General features: G+C 67.7%; 12 protein-coding genes. 6 read left to right on the plus strand and 6 right to left on the minus strand.

Annotation, left to right across the window (positions count from 1 at the left end; genetic code table 11):
* From pelF to JJB74_RS26720, 6 genes are read right to left on the minus strand one after another with little or no spacing between them, the layout of a single operon-like run.
* A complete protein-coding gene (gene pelF / locus JJB74_RS26695) occupies window positions 1-1,602 on the minus strand; it encodes a GT4 family glycosyltransferase PelF (protein WP_200597252.1) in 1,602 nt (533 codons plus the stop codon).
* Window positions 1,599-2,615, minus strand: coding sequence for a tetratricopeptide repeat protein (locus tag JJB74_RS26700; RefSeq protein ID WP_200597254.1), 1,017 nt, complete (start codon window positions 2,613-2,615; stop codon window positions 1,599-1,601). The genes pelF and JJB74_RS26700 overlap by 4 nt, the downstream gene beginning before the upstream one ends.
* A complete protein-coding gene (locus JJB74_RS26705) occupies window positions 2,605-4,011 on the minus strand; it encodes a PelD GGDEF domain-containing protein (protein WP_234484896.1) in 1,407 nt (468 codons plus the stop codon). Before JJB74_RS26705 ends, JJB74_RS26700 begins: the two co-directional genes overlap by 11 nt.
* Window positions 4,011-4,553: a penicillin-binding protein activator LpoB gene (locus JJB74_RS26710; RefSeq protein ID WP_234484887.1), complete on the minus strand. Its 543-nt coding sequence runs from the start codon at window positions 4,551-4,553 to the stop codon at window positions 4,011-4,013. Before JJB74_RS26710 ends, JJB74_RS26705 begins: the two co-directional genes overlap by 1 nt.
* Before the next feature lie 38 nt (window positions 4,554-4,591).
* Window positions 4,592-8,584, minus strand: coding sequence for a tetratricopeptide repeat protein (locus JJB74_RS26715; protein ID WP_200597260.1), 3,993 nt, complete (start codon window positions 8,582-8,584; stop codon window positions 4,592-4,594).
* Entirely contained in the window at window positions 8,517-11,384 is a 2,868-nt protein-coding gene (locus JJB74_RS26720; protein ID WP_200597261.1) for a bifunctional glycoside hydrolase 114/ polysaccharide deacetylase family protein, read from the minus strand. Before JJB74_RS26720 ends, JJB74_RS26715 begins: the two co-directional genes overlap by 68 nt.
* Window positions 11,385-11,543: 159 nt before the next feature.
* On the opposite strand from JJB74_RS26720, the gene JJB74_RS26725 reads away from it, so the two are divergent.
* The 6 genes from JJB74_RS26725 to treY all read left to right on the plus strand — a co-directional run bounded on the left by JJB74_RS26725 (window position 11,544) and on the right by treY (window position 23,839).
* Window positions 11,544-12,398 (plus strand): ORF6N domain-containing protein, encoded by an 855-nt coding sequence (locus tag JJB74_RS26725; protein ID WP_234484888.1) that lies wholly within the window; start codon window positions 11,544-11,546, stop codon window positions 12,396-12,398.
* Window positions 12,399-12,757: 359 nt separating this feature from the next.
* Window positions 12,758-14,308, plus strand: a complete 1,551-nt coding sequence (gene glgA / locus JJB74_RS26730) for a glycogen synthase GlgA (protein WP_200597263.1) — start codon at window positions 12,758-12,760, stop codon at window positions 14,306-14,308.
* 77 nt (window positions 14,309-14,385) lie between these two features.
* On the plus strand, window positions 14,386-16,629 hold the full coding sequence (glgB, locus tag JJB74_RS26735; RefSeq protein ID WP_200597265.1) for a 1,4-alpha-glucan branching protein GlgB: 2,244 nt from the start codon (window positions 14,386-14,388) through the stop codon (window positions 16,627-16,629).
* Between the two features lie 3 nt (window positions 16,630-16,632).
* Complete coding sequence (gene glgX, locus JJB74_RS26740) at window positions 16,633-18,978, plus strand: glycogen debranching protein GlgX (protein ID WP_200597267.1); 2,346 nt, start codon at window positions 16,633-16,635, stop codon at window positions 18,976-18,978.
* Window positions 18,975-21,080, plus strand: a complete 2,106-nt coding sequence (gene malQ / locus JJB74_RS26745; protein ID WP_200597270.1) for a 4-alpha-glucanotransferase — start codon at window positions 18,975-18,977, stop codon at window positions 21,078-21,080. Before glgX ends, malQ begins: the two co-directional genes overlap by 4 nt.
* Window positions 21,077-23,839: a malto-oligosyltrehalose synthase gene (treY, locus tag JJB74_RS26750; RefSeq protein WP_200597272.1), complete on the plus strand. Its 2,763-nt coding sequence runs from the start codon at window positions 21,077-21,079 to the stop codon at window positions 23,837-23,839. Before malQ ends, treY begins: the two co-directional genes overlap by 4 nt.
* The last annotated feature ends 37 nt before the right edge of the window (window positions 23,840-23,876 follow it).

Genomic DNA, 23,876 nt, shown 5'->3' on the forward strand with positions numbered 1-23,876 from the left:
TCAGCGCGGCCTCATGCACTGGCCGGGCTGCGCCGGTGTTGGCCCGGCTGCGTCGGGCATATCGAGAAGATCGTCGTAGAGCGAGCGATACGACGAGAACATGCGCTCCTGGGTGTAATAGCGTTCGACGCGCGCAATGCCGGCCGCCTGCGCGGCATGCCAGCGCGCGGGATCGCGCAGCAGGGCGACCGCCGCCTCGGCCAGGGCCTGCGGCTCGGCGATGCCAACTACGGCGCCGGCTGCGCCGAGCGCGCGGTCTGCCTCGTCCCCGCCTTCGACCAGGTCGCGACAGCAGCCGACATCGGTGGCGATGGCCGGCACGCCGGCGGCAAAGCCTTCCAGCAGCACCAGCGGCAGCGCTTCGCTGATGGACGACAGCACTACCAGGCCGACCTTCGGCAGCAGCGCATCGATCTTTTGAAAGCCCAGAAAGCGCACCCGGTCCTTCAGACCGAGGTTCTCGGCCAGCGCCAGGCATTCCTCGGCATAGGCCGGATCTTCATCGGCGGGGCCGGCGATCCAGCCTTCGGCCTCGGGCATCAGGCTGACAACGGTGCGCATGGCGCGGATGAAGGTCTTGACGTCCTTGATCGGCACCACGCGGCCGATCAGGCACAGCACCGGCGGCACGCCCGAGACCGCTTCGGTGCGCTGCGCGCGCAGTGCCGACAAGCGCGGCAGGTCGATGCCGTTCGGTACCGATTGCGTGCGCGCTTGCCGTGCGCCGTCGCGGATCTGCCGCTGCCGGTTCGCCTCATACAGCGAGATGATGCGGTCCGACGCGTCGTAGCAGGCCGCGCCCAGCGCTTCGAAAAAGCGGATCCACAAATCGCGGAAATACGAAAGCTGCGACGCATCCTTCTCGAACACGCCGCGGTTGTCGGCGATCCATTCGCTCTGGAACAGGTCGATCTTGCGTTCCTTGGTGTAGATGCCGTGCTCGGACAGCAGCAGCGGCCGGCCGGTCGCCATCTTCAGCATCGCGCCGAGAAAGCCGGCATAGCCGGTGGACACGGTGTGGTAGCAGCGCGCCGGGATCAGCTCGCGCGCAATGCGCGACAACAGCCATACCGGCGCATGCATGATGCGCACCGTCCAGAAGTAATCGACGAAGGAAGGATCGGTGCAGTGCTGCCGGTATTGCCGGGTCACGTAATCCCAGGATTCGGCGCTGCGCAGAAACGCGTCCTTTTCCAGCGGCTGGCCGGGCGCGAGCAGCGGCATCAGCTCGGCCAGCGCCGCGGCCGGGGCGCTGCCGGCATGCGGCGCGGCGCGCAGCGTCTGATGCACGCGCTCGACCAGCGCGAAGGCTTCGGCGCTGCCGCGCATGGGCTTGGGCTTCTTGCCCGCGCCTTCGGGTTCATGCAGGTAATGGTCTTCGAAATGCACCACGTTGTCCGGCAGCGCATAGCGCGCGCCGGCATAGTCGCTGCGGCGGCTGCCGAGAAAGCAGATGCCGAAACGGATCTCGGGAAAGGCGCGCACGATCTGGTTGACCCAGCTCGATACGCCGCCGGCAACAAACGGAAAGGTGCCTTCGAGCAGCAGCATCACGTCGCAGTCGGACGCGCGGCGCTGCAGCTCTGGCGAAGAAGCGCTCATGATTCGGTGTCTCTCGGAGTGTCAGTGCCGCGCCAGTAGCGCCGCATCGCCGCCACTGCGGGCAGCGTCGCGTCCGGCGGCAATTCGTTGAACATGCGCCGCACTTCGTCGTGCCGGCCCTGCAGAAAGCGCAGTTCGGCAACCCAGGGCGCCAGGCGCGCATGCGCGAAGCCGGCTGCCTCGGCGCGCTCGAGCGCCGCCTGCGCGGCATCGATGTTCCTGGCCTGCAGCTCCAGCCGCGCCAGCATGAACCACAGGCCGGCATCGTCCTGGCTGATGCGATGCGCCGTGCCGATGTGGCTTCGCACCTGGTCGGCGGCGAAGCGGCGCATGTCGCCCTGCACCAGGTCCTGGTAGATCAATTCGAAATACAGCTCGGCGATGCGCTTGTGGCCGGCATGGCGTTCGGTGTCGTCGCGCGCGGCATCGACAGTCAGCTGCGCTTCGCGAATGCGCGCCATCACCGCCTTTTCCTTGTTGTCGAGGATGCCGTAGGCCAAGAGGCGGATGTCATCGGCCGGGTCGGCCAGCAGCTTGCGCAGCAGTTCGCCGGTGGCATGCGCCGGCGTGTCCTGCAGCGCCACCAGCGCCTTCATGCGCTGGTCCAGGGGCGCCGCCGCATTGCCGAGCTGCGCGCGCACCTGGCCGCCGCGAAAGCCGGTGCCCTCGTGGTTGCGGTGCGTGGTGAAGCGCGGCGCTTCGACGCTGGCGTAATCGCGCTCGCGCGAGAAGGCCGGCAGCCACACGCCAAGCACCATGCCGAACAGGCCGCACACCAGGCTGGCCAGCGGCATGAAGAAATTGCAGGAGAACAGGAACAGCAGCACCCAGCGCCGCGGCTCGGCATAGCGGCGCGGCAAGAGCGCAAGAATCGCCGGCGCGATCAGCAGGCAGGCCGCGCCGTGCAGCGCGAAGTAGGCCAAGAGCGTGGACAGCCGCGCATCGCGCCCGACCAGCAGCGCGATCGATGCGGCTTCGAAGCCAATGGCGGGAAGAGCCAGTTTAGGCGCCACAGCGTTCCACCAGCAGCGCAAGTTCGTGCTCGGGCGCGTCGTCGCCGAGCATCGCAATGTGCGGCACCACGTGGCCGGACAGGAAGTCCACGCCATGCTGCGCATGCAGCGCAATCTCGATGCGGCGCAGATAGCCTTCCACCGCGGCTTCACCGGCCAGCGGCAGCAGCGTGATGATGATGCGGCGGTCGGATCGCTCCAGTTCCCAAGCAATGTCCACGCCGCGGCGGGTGCGCCGCACCAGTTCGTACATGTCGCGGCCCGGATCGCTCTTCTCGAACACCAGCGCCACCAGCGCCGACGCAATGTCGACCTCGGCACGGATACGCGACAGGCGCACCAGGTCCAACGCCAGCGCCGGCGGGCAGGATGGCACCAGCGCATGGACGCCGCGCACTGCCGCGCCGGCTTCGACGCCGTCGGCGTAATAACCGATCAGCACCGTCAACAGCTTCAGCAAGTCGTCGTTCAGCGCGAAGAAAGGCAGGCGCTCGACCACCAAGAGGCCGATGGCCGCGCCGCGCGACGGCGCCAGCGGCGCGCAGATCAGGTAGCGGCTGGCGCCGCGGCCTTCCGGCGTCAGGCCTTCGCTCTGCACATGCGACAGCGCTTGCCGCTCGATCGCAAAGCGCAGCAGCGGATCGTCCAGCGCCAGCGCATCGGGCGCGCCGATGGCCGCTGCCGGCGCCGGCAGCGGCCGTCCGGCGGCATCGAGCGCATGCACCGCGGCGATTTCGAGCTGGCAGCTCTGGGCCAGCAATTGCAGGAAGTCCTGCACCGCAGGCAAGCCTTCGGCGCCGGCCTTCAGGCTGTTGTCGCGCAGCCGCTGCAGGGTTTCGCGCAGCGTCAGCGGCCGGGTCAGCAGGTCCTGCTCCAGGCGCTCGTGCGACAGGCGCAGCAGGAAGTGGTTCTTGGTCAGCGTATTCAGGCGCTCGTCGAGATAGGCATTCACCGCGCGCAGGCGGCGGTTGCGCGCATTCCAGACGTCGGAGAACTGGCCGCAGACCAGCACCAGCGCCAGGCCGCCGAGGAAATACGCGTTCGGGAACGCGGCCAGCGGATCGGCATGCGACAGGCCATAACTGGGAAAGGCGAACCATGCCGCCAGGATCAGCAGCGCCGAGAACACGCCGGCGCCGCTGCCGTAGCGCATGGCCACCAGCGCCGGCATCAGCCAGACCCAGGGGAAGGACGCGGCCAGGCCGAACGGGTCGGACGGCGTCATCCAGACGGCGAAGGCCAGCCAGGCGTAGCACAGCAGGATCGCTTCGAGCGCGGCCCCGGCCCAGCCGGACGTGCCTTCCACGCCGCCGCGCCGGAACAGCCGGCGCGCAAGGCTGGAAAATCCCGCGCTCCTTCTCGGGATGGCGATGGACGGGGCCGCGGGCGTACGCATCACGCGGCCTTGCGCGGCAGGGCGAGGATGGGGCCGAGCAGCTTGCGGATGAGTTGCTGCGCCACCGCCGACAGCGCCTCGCGGCTCCATCCGGTGCGCGCGCCGGTCGCGGCCCACAGCACATCGCCGCTGGCCACGTCGAGCACCTGCAGCGTCACGCCGGCGGCCGGCTCGCCATCGACGCCGACCTTGTAGCGCCATTCATCGACGCTGCCGGTCAATGCATAGCGCACGCCGGCCTTGCGCGCCCAGGCCAGCGCGGCTTCCTGGGTCTTGCGCTCGCCCGGCTCGAACAGGGTCTCGGTGGCGATGCCGGCCGGATAGCGCTTCAGCGTTGCGGCGCCTTCGGCGCGCAACAGGTTCTCGGCGATCGCTTCGGCGCGCAGGCCGGCCTGCGGCGTCTCGGTGTGATTGGCAAACGGCAGCACCGCCCACTGGGCGTTGGCGTCGAGCTGCGGCGCGCGGCCGACATCGACGGTGGAGCAGCCGGCGAAGAAAGCGAGGAAAGCCAGGGAGGCGAGGATGGCGAGGAAGCGTGGCATCGGATGTCTCATCGTTGTGCAGTATGGGCGGTGGGGAATCAGTAGAAGGCGTCGTATTTCAGGCCGATTTCGCGGCTGCCCTGCTGGGCGGCCGGCGTGGCGGCGGTGCGGTCCAGATAGAGGCGCAGCATGTCGCCGCCGAGCACGCTGCCGGCCGCGCCGCCGCGCAGCTCATAGCCGTGGCCGGTGACAGTGTTGGTCGAGATGCCGACGGCGCCATACGGCCGCCACGCGCGGTGATAGCCGGCCTCGGCATTCGCGCCCGTGGCCAGCAGCAGGCCGACAGTGCGCGAGCCCTGCGGCAGCAGCGTCGTGGCCGGATCGGCGCCGGCGGGCAGGATGCTGGCGATCTGCGCGTCGAAGTTGCCGTTGGCGGCGAAGCGGTTGCCCGACAGGTAGGCCGACAGCGTGATGTCCGGGTAATCGATGCGCAGCCGCTGGCCGGCTTCGAGGCGCCAGCTGCGGCCGCTGCCCAGCGCCGCGCCGCCCTGCGACAGGAAGCGCTGCCAGCCTAGGTCCATGCGCAGGTAGGCGCGGCTGGTGAGCGCATAGGTGGCCGAGGCTTCGACCAGATGGCGCATGCCGCCGACCATCAGCGGCACCGATTCGATCGCCGCCTGGTTGACGCCGATGGCGCCCGAGACCTGCAGGTCGCGCAGCGGCGCGGCTTCGGCCGCGAGCTTCGCGCCCGTGGTGCCGGCCAGCGCCTGGCGCCGCTGCAGCGTGGCCGAGATGCTGCCGGTGTCGATGCTGCGCGTGACGGTGAGCGCGAGGCGGCGGTCCAGCGAGGGTGGATCGAGCAGCTGTGCGCCATCGTCGCTGCGCTGGCGCTTTTCGGAAAGCGCCATGGAAAAGCGCAGCCCGGGCGTGACCTGGGTGGCGGCGTCGATGCGGGTTTCGGTGGTGACGAGCGGCGATTCGCTGCGATGCACGGTGCCCACCGACAGCTTCGGTCCGTTCTCGGTCGTCAGTTCCACCAGGCGCTGATGCAATTGCTCATCGTCCGGCAGGCGCGCGAGCTGGTCGAAGGCCAGCGTCTGCGCCAGCGCCGGGCGCTGCGCGCGGCGCGCGGCATCGATGCGGTCGTACATCGGCAGCCAGTCGGCAAGATTGTCGAGCAGGCGGTTCAGGCTGTTGCGGTCGTCGTCCTGCAGCGCCAGCGACAGTTCGGCATACAGCGGGCGCGCCACCTGGCCGGCATAGCGCGCGGCCAGCCAGGCGCGGGCCAGGTCGCTGCCATCCGCATTCAGCGCATACGACAGCGCGACTTCGCGCGCGCCGGCGGCAAGCCGCGCGTCTTCGGTTTTCGTGCCGGCGGCAAGCAGCGTGGCGACATCGGCGAGTCTGGCGGTACCGGCAGTACTACCGGCACTACCCGCACCGGAGCCGCGCGCCTCATGCGCCATTTCCCGGTCCAGCCGCTCGATCAGTTCGCGCGGGTTCTGCGCCGGCGCTGCGATGTCGGCACCCTTGCCGGCGGCCTGCTGCGCGGCGATCTGCGCAGCGTCGGCACGCAGCAGCATCTGCATCACCCGCCACGCGCCTTCGCCGCCGGCGAACTGCGGCGCCAGCGAGGCCAGCCGCTCGCGCATCGCTTCGAACTGGCCAGGACGCAGGCGCGCGATCGTCTGCGGATCGCGGAGCAGGTCCCAGGCCTGGCGGCGGATGCGCCAGGCAAGCTCAGTGCGCGAATTCGCTTCCAGGCATTCGGCATAGGCCATCAGCCAGAGCACATCGTTGCGGCGCGATTTGAGGTCGAAGCGGCTGAACCAGCGCAGCGCCTCGTCCTGGCGGTTGAGGCTCATCGCGGCGGCGGCAAAGGCTTCCCACAGCGCGGGGCTGCGCACGGCTTGCGGCGACCACTGCCGCAACGCTTCTTTCAGCGGCTCGGTGTCGCGCAGCGCGATCAGCACCCAGACCAGCGCGGCGCGCGCTTCGACATTGGCCGGATCGATGACGAGCGCGGCGCGCAGATCGGTGCGCGCGCCGGGCAGGTCTTCGCCGCTCTGTTTCAATGCCGCGCGCTGAATCAGGAAAGCGGCGCGTTTTTCCAGCGCGGCCTGCTGCTGCGGCGACAGCCGCGCCAGGAAAGCGCGCGCCGCATTGCGCTCAGACAGGGTAGCCCACAGCGACAGCGCCTCTTCGGCCAGCGCCGGCTCGCCGCCGCGCAGATAGGCATCGGCAGCCAGCGCGGCGGCATCGCGCGGCCGGTCGTGCTGCCACAGCGCGATGAGGTTCGACACATCCGCCGGCGACTGCAAACCGGCCGCGACCAGCGCGCGATAGCCGCGTTCGGCGTCGTTGTCGCGGCCCAGCAGGCGCGCGAGTTCAGCGTAATTTTTCCAGTACAGCGCATCGTCGGCCGCAGCCGCGCCGCGCGCGGCTTCCAGCGCAGCGAAGGCCGGCTCGAGTTCGCCGCGGCGGAAATGCAGGTTGGCGATCTTCAGCGCATAGCCGGTGCGCGGGCCGAAGGCGCGCTGCAGGCCTTCCACGGTGGCCAGCGCATCGGCATCGCGCCCGGCGCGTTCCTGTATGTCGGCCAGCAGCGTCATTTCGCGTTCGCGCTCGGCGGCGGGAAGGCCGCCTCGGGCCAGCCGCTGCTGCAGCCGGGCGATCGCCCTGCCCGGCTCGCCGGACAATTCATCCAGCGCCAGCAGCCGGTTGAGCCAGTTCAATCCCATCGGCTCGCGCGCAAGCTTATGTTCCAGCGCTTCACGCAAGGCGGGACCATCGAACAGGCTGTCCGACAGGCGCAGCGCCGCATCCCAGGACGCTTCCTCGCCGCTCATGCGCGCATGCGCGAGCCAGGCATCCAGCGCCTCGCGCGGCGCGCCACTCCATTCCGAGACCTCAGCCAGTCGTTTGCGCCACAATGCCGATTGCGGCCGCTGCCGCGCCGCCGACTGCGCCACCCGCAGCGCATCGGCCAGGTTGCGGTTGGACAGGAAGATGTCATAGCCGAGGCTGTAGGCCTCCTCGTCGAACGCCAGGCCGGGTCCGTTGCCAGGTGCGGCATCGGCAATGCGCATGACACGTGCGCCAACTGCCTGCGTATTTCCATGCGGGCGTTCGCCATGCCAGGCCACGAGCCGCATGCCTTCCCATGCCCGCATGCGCTCCATCAGCGTCAATTCCAGGAAGCGCTTCGCATAGCGCTCGGCGATGTCGGGACGGTTCGCCGAGCGCGCCAGCCGGGCCAGGAATTTCAGCACGTCGGTGTCGGCGGCAAGCGGGCCGAGGCGGTGCTCAGCCTCATCCAGCGCCTGCTGCAGCAGGCCGCCGGATTGCAGGATCTTCAGCGCGGCGAGGAAATCTTCGCGACGCTCGGCGAGATCACTGGCACGCTCCATCGCCAGAAAGCGCAGCCGCGCGCTGCTGGCGTAATCGCCCACGCCGAGCGCGCCGCGCGCCGCATCCCGGTAAGCCACCGCCGGCAGCGTCGCGTCCAGCTGCGCCAGCCGCGCAAAGGCTGCGCGCGCCAGCGCCGGTTCGGCATCGGCCAGCGCATGCGTGCCGAGCGTGGCGAGCCGATGCGGGCCCAGCGGTTCCTCCAGCAGCGCAGCGAGGCGCTGGCGCAGGCGCGCCTGCGCAGCCTCGCGCGCCGGCGAATCCGGCGCCGCGGCGTAGTAGCGCTCCTCGGCCAGGGCCAGCCGTATCCACGGCGCTTCGCGGCGAATTGCCGGATCGTCCTTGGCCTGCGGCGCATCGAGCAGGCGCTCGGCGCTGTCGCTGTCGCCGGCCTGTGCCAGCTTTTTGACGAGCTGCAGCCGCATCTCGCCGGCTGATGGATCGGCCTTGACGAACACTTTCAGATATTCGATCGCCAGTGCGCCCGATCCCGCAGCGCTGTCCGCCGCCGCAAGCCGATGCTCGAGCGCGCGATGCGGATAGACGAGCGCCAGCCCCAGGCCGACCGTCAGGCCGAAGCCGACGATGGTCCATGGCGAGAACAGCTTCTGCCGTTCACTGGGCGCATCGAATGCGTGCCAGGTACCGTGTCGCTTGGACGGTGTTGGGGGCGCCGAACTCATAGTGGTCAATGGGATTGGCGTCACTATCCTTCGCGGCGGTGACGAAACGCCCGGAAATCGGGGTCGGAGCAAGCGGCTTGCCATCGATGTCGAGGCTGCAGGACTTGCCGGCGATGGCCAACAGGCCGGGGCCGTTGGCGGCGAGCGCGAAGCGCAGCTCGCGGCCGTCTGCGCTGCGGCGCAGGTCGGCAATGGCGCCGTTGGCTTCGGCGATGTAGGGCAACGCTGCAGGCTGGCCCTTTGCCACCGGCGGCGCCAGGCGGACTTCGCCGGCGGCCAGCGTCAGATAGCGCGCATTCGGGCCCGCCGTGAAGCCGGCCAGGCCCTGGCTTTTCGCCAGGTCGGGCAGCGGCGCATCGGGAGCCAGCCGCAGCGTGCGCAAATCGGCGCCGGCGCGCACGATCAGCTCGCCGCTGGCGATGTCTCGCGCGATGGTCGCGTCTTCAAAATCCAGCACCTTGCGGATGTACTGCGACGCATACACGCGCGTGGTCGGCTGGGCGCTGGCCCAGTCGTAAATACGATGCAGCGCCGCGATCGAGCCCGGCTTGCTGGCCGAGTAGACGTGGTAATAGATGTCGATCGGCTTGAAGCGGTAGGGCTCGCCGGTGAGCTGGTAGGTCTCGATCACGCGCTCGAAGCCGTAGAACGGGCCGGTCCAGTTGTTGGTGTAGACGTTCTCGTTCTGATGCGGCGCGAACACCTGGTACCAGCCTTCCTTGCGCACGCCCTGCCCGGCGATCTCGGTCCAGCTGTTGCGGCTCCTCGTGATCAGGGTGTCGCCGCCGTTTAGGTTCAGCAAGCCCTCGCGCCAGGATGCGGCGATCGCCTCGGCCGGCGGCACGCAGTCGCCGGTCCAGAAGAAGATGTCGGTGCGCTTGCCCGGCGGCAGCAGCCGATTGATGTAGTCGGCCGAGCCGCGCAGCTCGCGCTGCAGATCCAGGGTGTAGCCGGGCACCTTGAGCCGATAGGTCGGGCCGCGGTCGGCCAGCGCCTGGGCCCAGTCGAACGGATGCGAATACGAATGGCTGGCCGGCTCGACCTGCGGCAGCGCGAAGATGCGGCGCGCGATCGCCTCGGTCGCCTGCGACGATGCCGGATAGACGCCGCTGGCCGACAGTTCGCCCTCGATCACCGACACCGTGGTAGGCAGGCGGTAGCGCTCGAGGAATTCCTTCAGCATCACCTCCGACGCAAACGGCGCGCCCGGAATCTCGGCGCGCGAGGCGAAGCCGTCGCCATCCACATGCGACATCAGCATGCGCCGCCCGCCCTCGGTGGTGACGTCCGGCACCGGCAGCGCCTGCAGCGCCAGCGCGGAGCGCAAGAAGCGCATCGGCTCGACCACCCAGCGCTGGGATTCGATCGCATCGAGTTCCAGCACCGTGAACGGCGCCAGCACATAGCCGCCCCAGGCGGTGAAGGCGGCGGCGTCGAAGTAATGTTTGTCGGCATCCGTCAGACGCAACAGGCTGCGACCGCCGCTGTCGTCGGCCAGGCGCAGCGGGATCACCGCGCTGCGGTCCGGCAGCACCGGCGCTTCGAAACCCATGATGGCCGCGTCGCGCGTGGCGATCGTCAGGCGCGCGCCGTCGGTCGCTTCCTGCGCCAGACCGAGCGACGGCGGCAGGTCCGCGCCCGGCGGCAGCGCGAAGTTGCCGAACACGGCGGCGCGCATGCCGCGCGCGGTCTGGCGCGCCAGCCAGGGCGCGAATTCCGGATGGCTGGTGCCGGCGCGGAACCAGGCGACGATGCCGGCATAGCGGCCTTCGAGGATGCCTTCGGGCAGCGCTTCCTTCGACAGATCGACGATGTCGTAGGCCAGGCCGAGGTAATTGAGCTGGATGCCGAGAAAGCGCTGTGCGCCGGTGCGTGCCAGGTCAAGGCCGTAGCTGTCGGTAATCAGCAGCGCGCGCCGCGGCAGCACTTCGATCGCACCCACGCCCATCGACGCCAGGCCGCCGTCGGCGACCCAGGGGATGAAGCCGTCGGCGCGGATGCGGCGCGCGGTCTCGCGCGCGGCGTCGCGGGCATGCGGCGCGGCCGGGTCGACATAGTCGATTGCCACGGCCGGCAGGTGATAGGTGTCGCGCACGGTGCGCAGTTGCGCGGCCAGCCAGTCATGGTCGGCCTGCGGCACCGGGCGGTAGCTGTCGGAAGCGGCGTCGTAACCGGCGACCAGCGATTCGGCGGCGACCGCGTCGATGAGCGATGCCACGCGCGGCAACAGCTCGAAGCCGCGATTGGTCATCAGCCGCGCGTCGGGATAGCGGCGCTTGAATTCAGTGATCAGCGCGACCAGCGCATCGGTTTGCGCGCGGCGCTCGGCATCGGTCTTCGCGAACAAGCCATAGGAATCGAGCGTGTCGAGGAAGAAGCCGCGCCAGCCGGCCTGCCACAGCGGCGCGACGATGGCATCGAGAAAGAAATCGCGCCAGCCGGGCGCGGTCTGGTCGATCACCCGGCTGCCCCAGGCGGCATTGCCGCCGCGCAGGCTGCCCTTAGGCAAGCGCGCGTAATACGGCCGGTCGGCGCGCACTTCGCCGACCGAGACATAGGCAAACAATTGATGGCTGGCTCCCGCCGCGTTGCGCGCGCTGCGGCGCGGGTCGGCCACATGCGCCGGTTCGACCACGGCGATATCGAAAGCGGCCAGCTCGGCCAGCGGCGGATGGTCGCCGTAATAAAAGGCCACCGTCGGCCGCGGCGCGGACGTAATTGCCGGCTGCGCCATGGACGCGCGCATGCCTGCCAGCAGCAGGCATGTCAGACAAAGCGCGCGGAACAGGAGATTGAGCAATCGATGGCGTCCAGGAATGTCGGCAGGCTTGCACCGGCGCACGGCATCCGCGGCTTCGGATCAGCGATCCGGGATGGCGAAAGCCAATATTGAATTTTTGAAACTAGGTGTTTTTAAGTGCGTTTAACGCTCAGGATTATACTTTCTACTTGGAAAGTTATGCGTGCTGTACCGAGCTTTTGCAAGCGATGTTGCAGCACTGCCGCAGAAAACAGACACATTCTTTCATTCGGGCATCAAGTCCTGTGCCATCATGGCAAGGTTTTTCCTCTCCGGCCCGCGATGCGGGTCCGCGCCTTTTCCCCTTGCTTCCCCTTGCTTCCCCTTGCTTCCCCTTGCTTCCCCATTGATTGCAGCCATTGCCGCATTGGCGTGCTGCGCGCAGAAAGGAGCCCAAGCAATGTCTTCCGATATGCCATCGCATCCGGCCACGCCATCCTTGCCGCTGCAAACCGTGACCCAACGCATCCTGCTGTTGCGCGGTCAGAAGTGCTGCTCGACACCGACCTGCCGGCGCTGTATGGCGTGACGACGAAGCGCTTGAACGAGCAGATCAAGCGTAACCTGGAGCGTTTTCCCGCCGACTTCATGTTTCGCTTGGATGCCACGGAGTTCGAAAACTTGAGGTCGCAATTTGCGACCTCAAGTGCCGAGCCGACGCAACATGGCGGCCGTCGCTACCTGCCGCTGGCCTTCACCGAACACGGCGCGATCATGGCCGCCACGGTGCTCAACACGCCGCGCGCCACCGAAGTCGCGGTGTACGTGGTGCGCGCCTTCGTACAACTGCGCGAAGCGCTGCATACACACCGCGAACTCGCCGGCAAGCTCGAGGAGCTGGAGCGCAAGACCGAAGCGATGACGATGCGCCATGCCGGCTTTGAGCGTGACATGAAGTTGCAGATGCGGCAGGTCTTCGAGGCAATCCGCGAACTGATGACACCTGAACCTGATCCGCCGAAACGCCCAATCGGCTTTGTCATCCCGGAACAGAAGCGCAAAACGAAGAAGTAAAGCCCTGCCGCAAGGAAAAAATCCCAAGACGCTGTAGGACGAATCCCACACCGCCATGCGGCAAGCGCTGATACCGGAATGACAACACTGCCGCTAATCTCTCGAGAGTCTGTGCGGCAGAGAAAGGTAGCTGCAACGCGCGTGGAAACAGCCCGGTTTGGCGCCACTGCCCAGGCCCGCGGGACTACCCGGGCCTGGGCAGTGGCGCCAAACCGGGCCTGACTCCCGCGCGTTTCGCTTTGCCCTCTTCCGCTGCACAGGCTCCCAACGCCGTCTCTTACCGTCACACACCGAGAACACCATACACACGGTCCAGTCCGAGGCGGCGTCATCAATCAAACCAAGGGGAGTCAAACAAGATGGGGAAAGCCCGCGTACTGCTGGTCGCGTCGGAAGCAGTTCCGTTGATGAAAACCGGAGGACTGGCGGATGTGATTTCCGCGCTGGCCGCTGAACTCGTTGAACGTCATGTCGATGCGACAGTGCTGATGCCGGCTTATCCGGCCGCGCTGGCTGCGGCCGATGCGCTGCGGCCGCTTGGCCCCCTGCTCGAAGATCTTCCCGGCGGCGGCCCGGGCCGCCTGCTGCTGGGTACGATGCCCGGATCCGGCGTGCCGGTGCTGCTGCTCGAAACCGCGCGCTTCGCCGTGCGCAGCGGCAACCCCTATGTCGATGCCGACGGCAATGAATACCCGGACAATGCACTGGCTTTTGGCGACCTGGCCCATGCCGCGGCGCGCATCTGCGCCGGCGAGACAGTGTTCCCGGCCCCGCATGTGCTGCACGCCAACGATTGGCATGCCGGCCTGGCCCCGCTGCTGTTGCGCGCGCAGGGCATCACCGGCGTTGGCTCGGCGCTGACGATTCACAACCTCGCCTTCCAGGGCAACATGGCTATGGATACCGCCGACGCGCTCGGCGTGCCGCATGCGATGCGCGGCGCCGACGGCGCGGAATTCTGGGGCAAGCTGAGTTTCCTGAAAGCCGGCGTGGCCTATGCCGACCGCATCACCACCGTCTCCGATACCTACGCCCGCGAAATCCTCACGCCGCAATTCGGCTATGGCTTCGAAGGCATGCTCAATGCGCGGCGCGATGCGCTGGTGGCCATTGCCAACGGCGTCGATACGGCCACCTGGAACCCGGCGAGCGATGCGCTGATTGCGCGCACCTTCCATGTCGACGACATGTCGGGCAAGAGCTCCTGCAAGCGCGAGCTGCAGAAGCTGTCCGGCCTGCCGGTCGAACCGTTTGCGCCCCTGATTGCGCTGGGTAGCCGCATCACCCATCAGAAGATGGCCGATGTCGCGCTGGCCGCGCTGCCGCGCCTGTTGAACATTCATCCGCGCGCGCAGATCGTGGTGCTCGGCCGCGGCGACCAGGCGTATGAAGCCGCCTTCCGCGAACTGGCGGCCGCGCATCCGGACCGGGTCGCGGTGCACATGGGCTACAGCGAAAAGCTCGCGCATGCGCTGCACGCCGGCGCCGACATGCTGCTGCATGGCAGCCGCTTCGAACCTTATGGCCTCACGCCGATCTACTCGATGCTGTACGGCACGATTCCTGTGGCGTCGCGCGTCGGCGGCCTGTGCGACACCGTGGTCGACGCCGGTGATGGCGATGCGCCGGCCGACTCGGCCAGCGGCGTGCTGTTCGACGGCGACGATGCCGACGACATGGTGATTGCGCTGGAGCGCGCGCTCCAGCTCTACAGCCAGGGCGCGCACTGGCAGCGCATGCAGCGCAATGCGATGCGGCCGGACTTTTCCTGGAGCGGCCCGGCGCTGAAATACCTGCGCATGTATGAAGAGATCGCGCCGGAAGCCGCCAGGCCGCTGTTTGCCAACAGCCTCATGCCCCGCGCCAAGGAAGCCGACCTTGCTGCGCAGGCACTGCGTGCGCGCGCGTGATGGGAACGGGTTCGAAACCGCCCGCCAGTCGCCAGCGAGCCGCCATCCGGAACATCGAGGACGACATGCAGCAAGAGATGCCAGTAACTCCCATCCCGACGCCCGCCCCGCTCGACGCCGCCACGCGCGATGCGCTCGCGGCAGGCCGCCTGCGCGATCCGTTTTCCGTGCTCGGTCCGCATCCGGTCGGCAAGCGCATGCACATCTGCACCTGGCAGCCGGGCGCGCTGCGGGTGCAGGTCGTGGGCCTGCGCAACGGCATGCTCGGCGAACTGCCGAAGATCGACGAGCGCGGCATCTTTTCCGGCGCGCTGCCGCGCATGCGGCCCGGCCAGTTCTATCGCCTGCGCATCACCTGGCCCGATGGCAACGGCGGCGAAACGGTGCAGGACACCGAAGACCCGTACTCCTTCGGCCTCTTGCTGAACGACCATGAACTCGGCCTGTTGTCCGGCGGCGTGCATTACCGCATGGGCGTGACCCTGGGCGCGCAGCCGATGACGATCAACGGCGTAGCCGGCACCCGCTTCGCGGTCTGGGCGCCGAATGCGCAGCGGGTCTCGGTGGTCGGCGACTTCAACGGCTGGGACGGCCGGCGTCATCCGATGCGGCTGCGTCATGAAGCCGGCATCTGGGAATTGTTCATTCCGCGCATCGGTGTCGGCGAGCGCTACAAGTACGAGATGATCGGCCCGCACGGCAACCTGCTGGCGCAAAAGGCCGACCCGATCGCGCGCGCTACCGAGCTGCCGCCATCGACCGCCTCGGTCGTGGCTCCCGTCCATCTGCATGACTGGACCGACGCCGCCTGGATGGCGGCCAGGGCCGACCGCGAATCGCCGGCCGCGCCGATGTCGATCTATGAAGTGCATGCCGCCTCGTGGCAGCGCGAGGACGGCCGCAACCTGAACTGGGAAGAGCTGGCCGAGCGCCTGATTCCGTACGTGGTCGACATGGGCTTTACCCATATCGAATTCCTGCCGCTGATGGAGCATCCGTTTGGCGGCTCCTGGGGCTACCAGCCTTTGGCGCAATTCGCGCCGTCGGCGCGCTTCGGCCCGATCTCGGGCTTCGCCCGCTTCGTCGATCTGTGCCATGCGGCCGGCATCGGCGTGATCATTGACTGGGTGCCGGCGCATTTCCCGTCCGATGCGCACGGCCTGGCCCAGTTCGACGGCACCGCGCTGTTCGAGCATGCCGATCCGCGCGAAGGCTTTCACAAGGACTGGAACACGCTGATCTACAACTTCGGCCGCAACGAGGTGCGCGACTTCCTGATCTCCGGCGCGCTGGAATGGCTGGAGCGTTATCACGTCGACGGCCTGCGGGTGGATGCGGTGGCCTCCATGCTGTACCGCGACTACAGCCGCCAGCCCGGCGAATGGCTGCCGAATGTGCATGGCGGCCGCGAGAACCTGGAAGCCGTGGCCTTTCTGCGCGAATTGAACCGCGTGGTGGCCGAGCGCTGTCCGGGCGTGGTCACCATTGCCGAGGAATCCACTGCCTGGCCCGGCGTGACCGCGCCGCTCGATCACGGCGGCCTGGGCTTCACCTACAAGTGGAACATGGGCTGGATGCACGACACGCTGGACTACATCGAGCGCGAGCCCATCCACCGCCGTCATCATCACCACGAACTGCTGCACAGCATCAGCTACGCCTGGAGCGAGCGCTATGTGCTGCCGATCTCGCATGACGAGGTGGTGTACGGCAAGGGCTCGCTGCTGGCCAAGATGCCCGGCGACGATTGGCAGCAGCGCGCCAACCTGCGCGCCTATCTCGCCTTCATGTGGTCGCATCCGGGCAAGAAGCTGCTGTTCATGGGCAGCGAATTCGGGCAGCGCACCGAATGGAATCACGATCAGCAGCTGCCCTGGGAATTGCTCGACGACGAGCGCCATCTCGGCATCCAGCTGCTGGTGCGCGACCTGAACCGCGTGTATGACGCCGAGCCTTCGCTGCACACCAGCGACGCTGACCCGCACGGTTTTCGCTGGGTGGTCGGCGACGATGTCGGCAACAGCGTGCATGCCTTCCTGCGCATCGGCGACGCGGTGGCCGGCGACGAGCCTATCCTGGTGGTGCTGAACCTGACGCCGGTGGTGCGCCATCACTATCGCCTCGGCGTGCCGGCCGCAACCGACAGCGGCTCTTCCCTGTGGCGCACCATCATCAACACCGATGCCGCCGTCTATGGCGGCAGCAACGTCGGCAACCCCGAGGTGGTCAGCGCTGAAGCGCGGCCCAGCCACGGTTTCGAACAATCGCTGGAACTGACATTGCCGCCACTGTCGGCAATGCTATTGAAGAGGAGTACCTGACGCATGGCCCTGGCCAGACCGCAAGTCCGCATGTTGCCCGGATCGCCGTACCCGCTGGGCGCAACGCCCGATGGAGACGGCACCAACTTCGCCGTGTTCTCGGCGCATGCCGAAAAGATCGAACTGTGCCTGTTCGATGCCACTGGCCGGCGCGAGATCGCGCGCCATGCATTGCCCGAATGCACAGATGAAATCTGGCATGGCTATCTGCCGCGCGTGAGCCCGGGGCAGGTCTACGGCTACCGCGCCTATGGCCCCTACCAGCCCGAGCAGGGCCACCGCTTCAATCATCACAAGCTGCTGCTCGACCCGTATGCGAAGACGATACAGGGCTCGCTGCGCTGGAGCGACGCGGTGTATGGCTACCGTATCGAATCCTCGCGCGCCGATCTGTCCTTCGATCGGCGCGACAGCGCCGCCTTCATGCCCAAGGCCGTCGTCACCGAAGACTTCTACCACTGGGGCCGCGACCTGCCGCCCGAGACGCCGTGGGAAAAGACCATCATCTATGAAGCCCATCTGCGCGGGCTGACGATGCAGGCACCACACATCGACACGGAAACGCGCGGCACCTTCGCCGCGCTGGCCGACCCGCGCACCATCGATTACCTGGTCAAACTCGGGATCACCGCCATTGAGCTGCTGCCGGTACATGCGATCCTGCAGGACCGGCGCCTCATGGAAAAGAAGCTGCGCAACTACTGGGGCTACAACACGCTGTCCTTCTTCGCGCCCGAGCCACGCTATCTGTCCAATGGACAGCTCAACGAGATGCGTCATGCGATCCGGCAGCTGCATGCGGCCGGCATCGAAGTCATTCTGGACGTGGTCTACAACCACACCTGCGAGGAAAGCGAACTCGGCCCGACGCTGTCCTGGCGCGGCTTCGACAATGCCAGCTATTACCGGCTGCAGGCGGCCAATGCGCGCCACTGCGTCAACGACACCGGCTGCGGCAATACGCTGAATCTGTCGCATCCGCGCGTGCTGCAGATGGTCACCGATTCGCTGCGCTACTGGGTCGAGAAATTCCACGTCGACGGCTTCCGCTTCGATCTGGGCGTCACGCTCGGACGCGAAGCGCATGGCTTCGATCCGAACTCCGGCTTCTTCGACGCGGTGCGCCAGGACCCGGTGCTGTCAAAGGTCAAGCTGATCTCCGAGCCGTGGGACATCGGCCCCGGCGGCTACCAGGTCGGCAATCATCCGCCGGGCTTCGCCGAATGGAACGGCCGCTACCGCGACGATGTGCGCCGTTTCTGGAAAGGCGACTCGGGCGTGCGTCCGGCACTGGCCGCGCGCCTGCTGGCTTCGGCCGATCTGTTCAACCATCGCCGGCGCAAGCCCTGGGCATCGGTGAACTTCATCACCGCGCACGACGGCTTCACGCTGGCTGATCTGACCGCGTACAACGAGAAGCACAACCTCGCCAATCACGAAGACAACAACGACGGCGCCAACGACAACCACAGCTGCAACTGGGGCGCGGAAGGCCCGAGCGAGGATGAGGGCATCACCCGTACCCGCGACAAGGTGCGGCGCGCGATGATGATGACGCTCCTGTTTTCCAACGGCACGCCGATGCTGCTGGGCGGCGATGAATTCGCGCGCAGCCAGGACGGCAACAACAATGCGTATTGCCAGGACAGCGAGATCTCCTGGTTCGACTGGTCCGCGATCGAGTCCGAACCGGGCCGCGCGATGCTGGAGTTCACGCGGCGCTGCATCGCCGCGCGCAATGAATTCCCGACCTTGCGCCAGCCGCGCTTCTTCGATGGCCAGCGCGAGATCGCGCTCGGCATGCCGGACGCGAGCTGGTTCGACGAGGAAGGCCGGCCGATGGAGCCGGGCATGTGGAATTTCGCCGAGGGCCGCATGCTGACGCTGCGCCGCGTGGCGCGGCCCGAGCCGGGCGGTCCGGCATCGGCCACGCTGCTGCTGATCAATGCCTATTCCGAAGACCATGAATTCGTGCTGCCCGAGCCGCGCCTGCCCTGGCAGGTGCTGGCCGATGCCGCCGAGCCGACCGATGACGCAGGCCAGCCGGCGCCTCGCAGCGTGCAGGACAACCGCATCACCGTGGCCGCGCATGCGGCGGTGCTGTTGGGCGTGCGCCCCATCGACGAGAGCGCACGCGGCGACGGCACCGGGGCCGCGCCTGCGGCCGCGACGCAGCCGCTAGAGCAAGCCGCAGCGCCGAGCGGCGATGAGGCTGAGCTCCTGCATACGCAACAGGAGCTGCCCCCGGACGGCGAGCATGGCGAAGGCAATGAAGGCAACGAAGGCGCCGACAGCAATGCGCAAGAGCGCGCACACGACGGCGCAAGCCAGGACGGAGAAACATCGTGAGCAATGCTTCGCTGCGTCGCCTCGCCGAGGCGGCCGGCATTTCCATCGAATGGACCGATGCCTTCAATCATCCGAAGACGGTCTCCGATGACACGCTGCGCGCGGTGCTTGCCGCACTCGGTTTGCCTGCAGAAAACGATGCCGCCTGCGCGCAAAGCCTGGCCAGCCTTGCCGGCGGCGCGGATGGATGGCCGCTGCCGCCGCTGGTCACCGCTCGCGTCGATGCGCCCATCGTTTTCGATGACCATGCGGCGCTGCGCGGACAGGACTATGCGATCGAACTCGAAGGCGGCGGCCGCATCGATGGCCGCCTCGGCGATGAAGCGCCGCTGCAATTGGCCGTCATCGCCGCGCCCGGCTATCACCGCATGCGCATTGCCGGCCATGCGCTCACGCTCGCGGTCGCGCCGCCGCGCTGCTACAGCGTGCAGGATGCCGCTGCCGCGCTGAACCGGGCTGACGCGCATGCGCCGCGGCTATGGGGCATCGCCACGCAGCTGTATTCGTTGCCGCGTCCCGGTGACGCCGGCATCGGCGACTTCGGCGCGTTGGCCGACTTCGTGAAGCAAGCCGGCTTGCGCGGCGCGTCGGCGGTGGCGATCAGCCCGGTGCATGCCATGTTCTCGGATGATCTGCAGCGCTTCTCGCCTTACGGTCCATCCACGCGGGTGCTGTTCAATGTGCTGCACATCGATCTGGACGCGGTGTTGGGCGTGGATGCCTTGCGTGCCGTGCTGGCCGAGGACGGCCTGGGTGAAGAAGCCGCGCGCCTTGAAGGCAATGCCATGATCGACTGGCCGGCTTCTTCCAACTGGAAGCTGAAGGTGCTGCGCCGGCTGTACCAACGCTTCATCGACGCCGGCGGCAGCGCCGAGTTCGACGCCTTCCGCCACGACGGCGGCGACAGCGTCGAAGACCATGCGCGCTTCGAAACCATGCATGCGTGGCGGCGCGCGCAAGGCGAGAACGGCGACTGGCGCAGCTGGCCCGAGGAATACCGCGATTCGCGCGGGCCGGCCATTGCCGCATTCGCAAACGCGCATGCGGACGAAGTGCGCTTTCACGCCTTCCTGCAATGGCAGGCCGCGCGCGGGCTGCAGCATGCGCAGGATTGCGCCCGCGCCGCGGGCATGGCGATCGGGATCATCAGCGATCTCGCCGTTGGTGCCGATCCGGCTGGCAGCCAGGCCTGGAGCCGGCAGGACCAGATGATCCATGGCCTGTCGGTCGGCGCGCCGCCGGATGTGCTCGGGCCGATGGGACAGAACTGGGGCCTGGGCGCCTTCTCGCCGGTGGCTTTGAAGCGCCACGGCTACGGCGCCTATATCGAGATGCTGCGCTCGGCCTTTCGCCATGCGGGCGGCGTGCGCATCGACCATGTGCTGGGCCTGACGCGCCTGTGGCTGGTGCCGGACGGCTTTCCGGCCACCGAGGGCGCGTACCTGCGCTTTCCCTTCGACGACCTGGTGCGGCTGATCGCGCTCGAATCCTGGCGCCATCGCGCGGTGGTGATCGGCGAAGACCTGGGCACGATACCGCAGGGCTTTCCCGAGCGGCTCGCGGCCGAGCGCATGCTCGGCATCCGCGTGATGTTCTTTCAGCGCGACTGGCATGGCTACATCGCGCCGCAACACTGGTCGCCTGATGCGATGGCCACCACCACCACGCACGATCTGCCGACGGTGGCCGGCTGGTGGGCCGGGCGCGACATCGGCTGGCGCGCGCAATTGAACATGCTTGGTGAGCATGGCAATGAAGAGCGCGAGCGCGGCGAACGCGACCGCGACCGTCACGCCTTGTGGCAGGCCATGCGCGCGGCCGGCTGCCTGGGCTGGCGCGAGCATGAAGGCCCGCCCCCGCCCGAGCATGCGCCGGTCGATGAAGCGATCGCCTTTGTCGGCAAGACCGCGGCGCCATTAGCCATGATCCCGGTGGAGGACCTGCTTGCCCTGCCGGAAGCGCCGAACCTGCCGGGCACCATCGATCAACACCCGAACTGGCGCCGGCGCATGCCGCAGGCGGCGGCCTCGATCTTCGATGCCGCCGAAGTGGCGAACCGCATCCATCTGCTCAACGCCGCGCGCGAAGGAAAACCAGCATGAGCATTCCCCGCGCCACCGTGAGGCTGCAGTTCAACAGCAGCTTCACATTGCTCGACGCGATTCCGCAGGTCGACTACTTCGCCGACCTCGGCATCAGCCACATCTATGCTTCGCCCCTGCTCACCGCGCGCAAAGGTTCTACCCACGGCTACGACATCGTCGATCCGACCAGGGTCAGCGAAGAACTCGGCGGCGAACCGGCGCTGCGCGCGCTGGTGGACAAGCTGCGCTCGCGCGGCATGGGCCTGGTCATGGATATCGTGCCGAACCACATGGGCGTGGGCACGCCGGAGAACCGCTGGTGGAAGGACGTGCTCGAATGGGGCCGCGACAGCGACTATGCGCACTGGTTCGACATCGACTGGAACGCCGCCGACACCGCATTGACCGGCAAGCTCCTGCAGCCCTTTCTCGGCGAGCCGTATGGCGATGCGCTGCGCGACGGCAAGCTGGCGCTGGTCTTTGATGAGGCCTGCGGCGAATTCGATATCGGCTACTACGACAACCGCTATCCGCTCGCGCCGCAAACCTATGCCGACGTGCTGGAAGCGGACGCGGTGTTGCGCGATCCGGCCGCTGCCGCGGTCGCGGAAAAGACCGATCCGAAGGAGCGGCATGAAGCGCTCAAGGCGTTTCTGAAGAGCTATGCGCGCGATGAGGATGGCCGCGCCGCGATCGACCGCGTGCTGCAGGCATTTGATGCGAAAGCGCCCGAGGGCGCGGCGCGGCTGCATGCCTTGCTGGAGCGTCAGCACTATCGTCTGACCTGGTGGCGCAACGCCGCCGAGGAAATCAACTGGCGCCGCTTCTTCGAAGTCAGCGACCTGGCCGGCATCCGCGTCGAGCGCGATGACGTGTTCGAAGCCACGCATGCGACCATCCTGCGGCTGTATGCCGAAGGCCTGCTCGATGGATTGCGGCTGGACCATGTCGATGGCCTCGCGCATCCGGGCGCGTATTGCCGCAAGCTGCGCGCGCGTCTCACCAGCCTGGAAGACCAGCGTCCGGCCGATGCGCCGCGCGGACCCGCCTACATCGTCGTCGAGAAGATCCTGACCGGCGACGAAACCCTGCGCACCGACTGGGGCATCGATGGCACCACGGGCTATGAATTCATGAACCAGGTCGGCGCGCTGCTGCACGATCCGGAAGGCTGCTCGCCCATCCTGTCGCTATGGCATGAAGCCACTGGCGACGCGCAATCTTTCGAAACGCAGGTGCGCTCCGCGCGCCGGCAACTGCTGGCGGAAAACTTCGTCGGCGAACTCGAAGCGCTGGTGCGCGCGCTGCGCGCGGTGGCCCGCAGCGACCTGGCCACGCGCGACATCGCCGCCTCGGCGATCCGCCGCGTGCTGACCGAGGTGCTGGTGTCGTTTCCGGCGTATCGCAGCTATGTGTCCGAAGCCGGCGGCGATGCGCATGACCGCGCGCTGCTGCAGACGGCCATCGATGAAGCGCGCGCCTGCGTGCGCGCGGCCGACATGCCGGTGCTCGATGCCTTGTTCGCCTGGCTTGGCGGCGAGGCGCCGCAGGACGTGGCTGATGAGGCCGCGCGCACGTTGCGCCTGGCCGCGATCCGGCGCTTCCAGCAATTGACGCCGCCGCTGGCTGCAAAGGCAGTCGAGGACACGACCTTCTATCGCTATGGTCCGCTGTTGTCGCGCAATGAAGTCGGCGCCGATCCGGGCCGCTTCTCATTGAAGCCCGAAGCCTTCCATCGCGCCAATGAAGAGCGCGCGCGCGACTTTCCGCACAACCTGCTCGCCACCGCGACGCATGACCACAAGCGCGGCGAGGATGCGCGCGCCCGGCTGGCGGCGCTGTCCGAGCTGCCGCATGCATGGGCCGAGTCGGTGCGGCGCTGGATGGGGGCGCATGCGGCGCGGCGCGCGACCTTGCCCGATGGCCGCGTCGCGCCGACGCCCGCGGATGAACTGATGCTGTATCAAACCCTGCTTGGCGCCTGGCCCTTCGCGCTGTCGCCGGACGATGGGGAAGGCGTCAAGGCCTATGCCGAGCGCATCGCTGCCTGGCAGGAAAAGGCGCTGCGCGAAGCCAAGCGCGTCTCCAGCTGGGTGCTGCCGGACGCCGATTACGAAAGCGCCTGTCGCGCCTTTCTCGATGCGCTCTTCGCCGATGCCGGCTTCATCCGCGAGCTGCGGCAATGGGTGGACCGGCTGGCCTTGCCCACCGTGTGCAACAGCCTCGCGCAAACCCTGCTGCGCCTGGCCTCGCCCGGCGTGCCGGATCTGTACCAGGGCACCGAGTATTGGGATTTCTCGCTGGTGGATCCGGATAACCGCCGGCCGGTGGACTATGCGGCGCGCGCCGCGTCATTGCAGTCGGAAGCGGCGCAGCGCGACTTCGACGACATGCTGTGGCAGCAGGGCCAGATCAAGCAGACGCTGATTGCGCGCATGCTGGCATTGCGCGAAAAGCAGCCGGCACTGTTCGCCGATGGTGATTACCTGCCGCTGCAGGTGAGCGGCCCGCAGGCAAGGCATGTGATTGCCTTCCTGCGTCGGCATGGCGGGCAAACGCTGCTGGTGGCGGCACTGCGGTTGCCGGCGCGCGGGCCGCTGCCGGATGGCGATGGCAGCGCGTGGGATGGCACCGAGCTGCTGTTGCCCCAGGCGATGTCGGGATGGCGCGACGTGTTGTCCCCGAATGCGACGGTGGGGCTGGATGGCGAGCGCATTGCGCTGGGCAGCTTGCTGGACCGACGGCCCGTCGCGGTATTGCTGACGGGCGGGGCATGATGTCAGGCGCAGTGCCGGTGAAGCTGGACTTCTACCA

Source organism: Noviherbaspirillum pedocola (assembly GCF_016632335.1).
Classification (GTDB): Bacteria; Pseudomonadota; Gammaproteobacteria; order Burkholderiales; family Burkholderiaceae_D; genus Noviherbaspirillum_A; species Noviherbaspirillum_A pedocola.

Bases quoted from the DNA above. Each gene is read 5' to 3' on its own strand.
- pelF (WP_200597252.1), bottom strand. From the start codon at position 1,602: ATGAGCGCTTCTTCGCCAGAGCTGCAGCGCCGCGCGTCCGACTGCGAC.
- JJB74_RS26705 (WP_234484896.1), bottom strand. From the start codon at position 4,011: ATGCGTACGCCCGCGGCCCCGTCCATCGCCATCCCGAGAAGGAGCGCG.
- JJB74_RS26710 (WP_234484887.1), bottom strand. From the start codon at position 4,553: ATGCCACGCTTCCTCGCCATCCTCGCCTCCCTGGCTTTCCTCGCTTTC.
- JJB74_RS26715 (WP_200597260.1), bottom strand. From the start codon at position 8,584: ATGAGTTCGGCGCCCCCAACACCGTCCAAGCGACACGGTACCTGGCAC.
- JJB74_RS26725 (WP_234484888.1), top strand. From the start codon at position 11,544: ATGCGTGCTGTACCGAGCTTTTGCAAGCGATGTTGCAGCACTGCCGCA.
- glgA (WP_200597263.1), top strand. From the start codon at position 12,758: ATGGGGAAAGCCCGCGTACTGCTGGTCGCGTCGGAAGCAGTTCCGTTG.
- glgB (WP_200597265.1), top strand. From the start codon at position 14,386: ATGCCAGTAACTCCCATCCCGACGCCCGCCCCGCTCGACGCCGCCACG.
- glgX (WP_200597267.1), top strand. From the start codon at position 16,633: ATGGCCCTGGCCAGACCGCAAGTCCGCATGTTGCCCGGATCGCCGTAC.
- treY (WP_200597272.1), top strand. From the start codon at position 21,077: ATGAGCATTCCCCGCGCCACCGTGAGGCTGCAGTTCAACAGCAGCTTC.